The organism is Pseudomonas sp. RIT357 (assembly GCF_000632245.1).
In the GTDB taxonomy this organism is placed as follows: Bacteria; Pseudomonadota; Gammaproteobacteria; order Pseudomonadales; family Pseudomonadaceae; genus Aquipseudomonas; species Aquipseudomonas sivasensis.
Genome location: NZ_JFYX01000033.1, coordinates 1 through 739, shown reverse-complemented (window position 1 = coordinate 739; position 739 = coordinate 1). Strand labels below are relative to the sequence as shown.

The following is a 739-nucleotide window of genomic DNA, read 5'->3' as shown; positions in this document are numbered from 1 at the left end:
CATTGGGTTCTGCCTGGAGAAACGCGGCGACTGGATTGGGGCCGCTTCGCGCCCCAGCGCAGGGCAAGCCTGCTCACTACAAAAAGCGAACCCACCACACACCACACAAAGCCAGCTCACCATAAAAAGCAAACTCACCACACACAGCTGGCGCACCACAAAAAGCAAAGTCACCACACACAGCCGGCTCCCCCCAAAAAGCACAGTCACCACAAAAACGCCTGCTCTCCTCAACCATCACGAGTGGGGTCGATTGTTGAGGTGAACAGACTCTTTGCGGTGAGCCTATACCTGATGGCGAACACAACCTTTGTGGTGAGCAGGCTTGCCCTGCGCTGGGCTGCGAAGCGGCCCTAAAACCGGCCATTGGGTTCTGCCTGGAGAAACGCGGCGACTGGATTGGGGCCGCTTCGCGCCCCAGCGCAGGGCAAGCCTGCTCACTACAAAAAGCGAACCCACCACACACCACACAAAGCCAGCTCACCATAAAAAGCAAACTCACCACACACAGCTGGCGCACCACAAAAAGCAAAGTCACCACACACAGCCGGCTCCCCCCAAAAAGCACAGTCACCACAAAAACGCCTGCTCTCCTCAACCATCACGAGTGGGGTCGATTGTTGAGGTGAACAGACTCTTTGCGGTGAGCCTATACCTGATGGCGAACACAACCTTTGTGGTGAGCAGGCTTGCCCTGCGCTGGGCTGCGAAGCGGCCCTAAAACCGGCCATTGGGTTCT

Annotated in this window: 1 protein-coding gene; it reads left to right on the top strand. The window is 57.2% G+C overall.

Annotation, left to right across the window (positions count from 1 at the left end; genetic code table 11):
* Window positions 1-265: hypothetical protein (locus BW43_RS29125; protein ID WP_218186595.1), on the top strand; the 265-nt coding region annotated here is incomplete at its 5' end.
* Window positions 266-739: the final 474 nt, after the last annotated feature.